Here is a 4,792-nt window from a genome sequence, read left to right on the forward strand (position 1 = left end):
GTTCAAGATCAATAAGTCTTTGAAGCATTTGAAGTTGTTCAGGGGTTAACTCAACATTAATTTTTCTCTGCTCGTCCAATTTACGCACCTCTGCTGGCATAGAATCCTTCTCTCCCTTGTTATGTATCATCAGCTGTGATACCTATATGTATAATTTATGACACATCATAGGTCAAAAATGAACTATAGTCAAGCAAAAAATGACACATCTTAATTCAACTATGTGTCACAAGCTATGACACATATACGTGTCACAAGCTATGACACATTACCTTAACTAAAACATTGATATATCAACATTTTTTCTGTGTTCCCTTCTATATCTCCTAAAGGGCTTTTCTCCACGCAAGGTTCGGGTAGTATTTTTCGGACAGACCACCGAAAAATCTCCACCCTTTTCTCCTTGCATTCCGAAATTTTGGCGGTGCTGTACTTTCGCCAAGCCGACGTACCTAAAACGAGGAATTCAGGAAATCGGCTTGCTCGAGCCATTATACCGCCAAAACCGCCAGAGCTTCCGTTCATAAATTTTCTCTTTTGCCTTATGGATCTACGCAATATGGGGGCTTCCCCCAAACCCCCTTGCCAGCCTCCACCCTAAAACAAGGGGAGAATTGATGGTGTTCGAATAAAAATCTTTGATATTTAGAAATCTAATTTTAAAGAAGGGAGTTGAGCTTTCATGAATAGTAACAGTAGCATTAATAAAAGTAATTTAAATTTATTAGCCGTAGTAGCACTAGGATTGACGACAATTTACACCGCAATATTAGCGACTCAATTAATGTCCACAAAACATAAAGTTGATTATTTATATTACAAAGAACATTTTCAAAAAAATAATAAGGGGAATAATAATTAATCGCTAAAACAATGAGAGGCGCTCTAGAAGGGGTAGAGTCCTGAAAATGCGGATTTACAACGGTAATGTAATTTTCACCCATAAATAAAGCCGATTTTAAGAAATCGACTGTTGAACTAAAGCTCCCTTTACTTTAAGTACATTTCTTCACAATCTTTAGATTAATTTATTGGATTATTTTTATGTGAAAGAGTGATATTAAATAAGAGCTTTAATTCGATTGACAAAAAAACCGTCCAGAAGGTATATTATATGTATCTAAGTTATGGAGGTTATTATGTCTATTTCAAAGCATGCTAATAAGAAAAAAAATATATTGATTGCTGCATCTGAAATTGTAAAAGAAGAAGGAGTTGTCAAACTCACATTAGAGGCAGTCGCCCAAAGAGCTGGCGTGAGTAAAGGTGGATTATTATACCATTTTCCTAGCAAGGAAGCATTAATTAAAGGAATGGTGGAAGATTGGACAAATAATTATTTCGAATGCATTAATACGTTAGTTAATAACGACGATGATAACGCAATAGGAAAATGGAATAGGGCTTATCTTAAATCTACATTTTCCGATTTAGAAAACAATAATCTAAATTCCGCACTAATGGCTGCTATGTTTATTAATCCAGATTTATTAGATGAATTCCGGCAGAGATACGATATTTTGCATACAAAGTTAATAACTGATGGAATTGATCCTGTCAAAATAACAATTACAAGATTATCCATAGATGGTCTTTGGTTTTCAGAAATATTTGGAATGGCACCATTAAATGAAGAACTAAAAACACAAGTTTTTGATGAACTAATAAACATGATTCAGGAGGACGAATAATGTCATATCTATATTTAGCACTTGCAATAGTGGGGGAGATTATTGGCTCTTCCCTATTAAAAGCATCTGAAGGCTTTTCAAAACTCTATCCTACAATAGGGGTAATAATAGCTTTCGTTGGTTGTTTTTTCTTTTTATCCTTGTCGCTAAAAACAATCCCCTTAAACACTGCATATGCATTATGGGCAGGTTTAGGACTTGTTTTGACTACAGTAATTTCAGTTTTAGTTTGGAAGGAAAAACTTAACATGGCTAGCATTGCAGGAATAACACTGATTCTTGTAGGAGTTGTAATATTGAATTTGTTTGGACCAGGACATGGAGAATCTGGTCATGAAGCAAGCGAAACTATTACAATGAATGAGACAATGGAATAACACATAAAAAAGTCCTTCTTAATAAAGAGAAGGACTTTTTAGCTTAATTAAGGGTATTTTTTGAAGTCCTTATTCAACAAACCTGCGTACGTTAGTTTAAGTGTATCACTTCACAATTCCAATAGAGTAGAGTTTATTGAGACATAATGAAATTAGCGTTTTAAATGACTTCTGACTGTCTCATAAGACTTGTATCAAATGCTTACCGTTGTAAATCCGCATTTCCCTGACGCTACCCCTAGAAGCGTCTTTTTTGCTTTTTAAGGGTTTTTACTAGGGGCAACCTCTTACAAAGGCGAGAGAGGCCCGTATGGCGTCTGTCAACGGTACCGGACCGAAGGGAGGATAAGGAGTTGATAGACTCACTTCACCAAGACCCTCTTGGTGTCTCAAAAGGCAACACCTTTTGAGCTGCCTACCGGCGAGGGAGCCCCTCAAGGATTGAGGGGTTGGGGAGTTCGATTAAGGGGGTCTGGGGAAGAGTTCCCCAGTGGGTTTGGGCAAAGCCCAAGGTTTGGCTTTTAGCGTCGCAGACCACATGAAACTTTGCGTGCAAAGTGTAGTGTGTTACACTTTCTATTAATCTATCGATTTTCAGAAAGGGTGCGTACCCCATGAGTTACTCCATTATCCGAATGCAGAAAATGAAATCAAATGGGATAAAAGGGATTCAATTTCACAACCAAAGAGAGAGGGAAAGTGAAACGAATCCCGACATCAATAAAGCTGATTCTCATCTGAATTATGACTTGATAAACGGTCAAAGGCAGATTGATTACAACGAGAAAATTAGCCAAGTAATTGAGGACAATGTGACCTCTGGAAAAAAGATCCGTAAAGATGCAGTTAAGCTGGCTGAATTCTTAATTACCTCTGACAAGGAATTCTTCGATAAAATTTCACCCAAAGAGCAGAAAAGGTATTTTGAAACGGCTCATGAGTTCCTTGCTGATCGATACGGTGAAAAGAATTTAATCTATGCGACTGTTCACTATGACGAGAAAACCCCTCACATGCACGTAGGCTTCGTTCCAGTAACGGAGGATGGCCGACTATCGGCTAAAGATTTCTTTGGCCAGAAAAAGCAACTGGTGAGTCTTCAGGACGATTTTAATCAGTACCTGAAGCAAAATGACTTTAATTTGGAAAGAGGGGTCTCGTCGAGCCGTAAACACGTGGAGACGGCTAAATATAAGGCTCAAACGTTTCAAAGCATGGAGAAGGAAGCCCAAGAGAAATATGAGCGGACAATGGGGCATATTCAAGAGATTGATGATAAATCGAAATCGATTGCGAATATCGAAGCTAAAAAGGTTCTAGGGCTTGTTGGAATGAAGGAACAAGACTACAAAAGCCTAGTCGATTATGCGACCAATGGTGTGGCTTATCAGCTACAAGCAGAGAATCTGCAGAAAGAGTTGGAAAAGACTCAAAAAGAAGTTACGCAGCTGAAAGCTGATATGCAAATTGGACAAGATAAAATTCGCTATTACTACAAAGATATTGAAGAGAATTTAGACTCCTTAGCAGAGAAAAAAGCACTGCAAAAAGTGAAGCAAACAGACATTGTAAAGAACTATGGAGACTTGATAGAAAAGTACAATGGACTCGTTAATAAATATAATGACCAGTTGAAGGAGAAAAAGGAGTTAAAACAACAGGTGGACACTCTAAAAATTGAGAACCGGTCTTACCAAAATGAGAATCGGGAATTGAAATTAGAGAACGGAAAATTGAAGGGAAAACTCGTGCAGATCAGCAAGGAGTTTTCTGTTTTTAAAGAGAGGGTGGGCAAAGTTTTACACGCTCAACTTGACCGAGTAAAAACGTTCTTGAGGATGAATGATGTAGACCGAAGTACAATCAAGTTCCTGGATGATAGGCAAGATAAATTAGTCCAGGACTCTTTAGAAAAAATGGAGAAGCCACAAAGGCAAAAAGGGATGGAGATGGAACGCTGATGAAGGTGAAACAATTGGTTGAGAAGTTGGAGAAACTAGACCAAGAGGGAGAATTAATGCTTTTTATGAGGGATAGAAAGAGACCTCATTTAGGTTCTGGAACTCTTATTCCAATAAAAGATATTGGTGTTTTTACAAGTGTTGACCAAGATTCAAATGAGGGCAAATATGCTCTTGAAATAAAGAAAGGCGAGTAGTTATCTACTCGCTTTATTTTAAGTTTTCACGTTCTCTAAGGGCTTTAAATTTATCAAATTGGCTTTTGTATTCAAAGTCCTTGTTTTCCTTTTTGCTGACAAGGATTTTACCATCGTATTTAGCAAATTTCTTTTTGTCATTGCCATCTGTCCAAGCAAGGTCTTCGTTCACTACATAGACGTTTGATGTTCCCATTTTTAAAACATTTAAAAATCCATTCTCCTCTAAAAGCTTTACTGCTCTGTAAACTGTTGACCTTGATTTGCCAAAATAATCTTCAAAAACTGCATAAGAACAAGCTAAAGCATTTCTGTTATCCATGTGTTCCAAGATAAAAAATAATAAAGAACTTGCGAAGTTATGATTTGCCATTAACCATCTTAATTCTGGCATGTTGTCACGATAAAGCTGGATGAAATTATGATTTTTCTTTTTCTCTTCAAATTGCTCTTTGTCTTTGTTTTCTTGCTGTTCAAGATCAATAAGTCTTTGAAGCATTTGAAGTTGTTCAGGGGTTAACTCAACATTAATTTTTCTCTGCTCGTCCAATTTACGCACCTCTGCT

General features: G+C 37.1%; 5 protein-coding genes. 4 read left to right on the forward strand and 1 reads right to left on the reverse strand.

Annotated features, from left to right (window positions below; all coding sequences use genetic code 11):
* Nucleotides 1–1,139 precede the first annotated feature (1,139 nt).
* From ABTW64_RS15275 to ABTW64_RS15290, 4 genes are all read left to right on the forward strand, one after another.
* The gene (locus tag ABTW64_RS15275; protein WP_000028029.1) at nt 1,140–1,691 is read left to right on the forward strand and encodes a TetR/AcrR family transcriptional regulator; all 552 of its coding nucleotides are present in this window, start codon (nt 1,140–1,142) and stop codon (nt 1,689–1,691) included.
* A complete protein-coding gene (gene qacH, locus ABTW64_RS15280) occupies nt 1,691–2,068 on the forward strand; it encodes a quaternary ammonium compound efflux SMR transporter QacH (RefSeq protein ID WP_000121134.1) in 378 nt (125 codons plus the stop codon). The genes ABTW64_RS15275 and qacH overlap by 1 nt, the downstream gene beginning before the upstream one ends.
* Before the next feature lie 614 nt (nt 2,069–2,682).
* Complete coding sequence (mobV, locus tag ABTW64_RS15285; RefSeq protein ID WP_053082646.1) at nt 2,683–4,029, forward strand: MobV family relaxase; 1,347 nt, start codon at nt 2,683–2,685, stop codon at nt 4,027–4,029.
* Nucleotides 4,029–4,226: a hypothetical protein gene (locus ABTW64_RS15290; protein ID WP_048558833.1), complete on the forward strand. Its 198-nt coding sequence runs from the start codon at nt 4,029–4,031 to the stop codon at nt 4,224–4,226. Before mobV ends, ABTW64_RS15290 begins: the two co-directional genes overlap by 1 nt.
* A 13-nt stretch (nt 4,227–4,239) precedes the next feature.
* Here the strand turns inward: ABTW64_RS15290 and ABTW64_RS15295 are convergent.
* The coding region (locus tag ABTW64_RS15295) for a replication/maintenance protein RepL (RefSeq protein WP_502892348.1) at nt 4,240–4,792 on the reverse strand (553 nt) is incomplete at its 5' end.

It is taken from the genome of Microbacterium sp. NPDC096154 (assembly GCF_040302945.1).
Classification (GTDB): Bacteria; Actinomycetota; Actinomycetes; order Actinomycetales; family Microbacteriaceae; genus Microbacterium.

Bases quoted from the DNA above. Each gene is read 5' to 3' on its own strand.
- mobV (WP_053082646.1), top strand. From the start codon at position 2,683: ATGAGTTACTCCATTATCCGAATGCAGAAAATGAAATCAAATGGGATA.
- qacH (WP_000121134.1), top strand. From the start codon at position 1,691: ATGTCATATCTATATTTAGCACTTGCAATAGTGGGGGAGATTATTGGC.
- ABTW64_RS15275 (WP_000028029.1), top strand. From the start codon at position 1,140: ATGTCTATTTCAAAGCATGCTAATAAGAAAAAAAATATATTGATTGCT.
- ABTW64_RS15290 (WP_048558833.1), top strand. From the start codon at position 4,029: ATGAAGGTGAAACAATTGGTTGAGAAGTTGGAGAAACTAGACCAAGAG.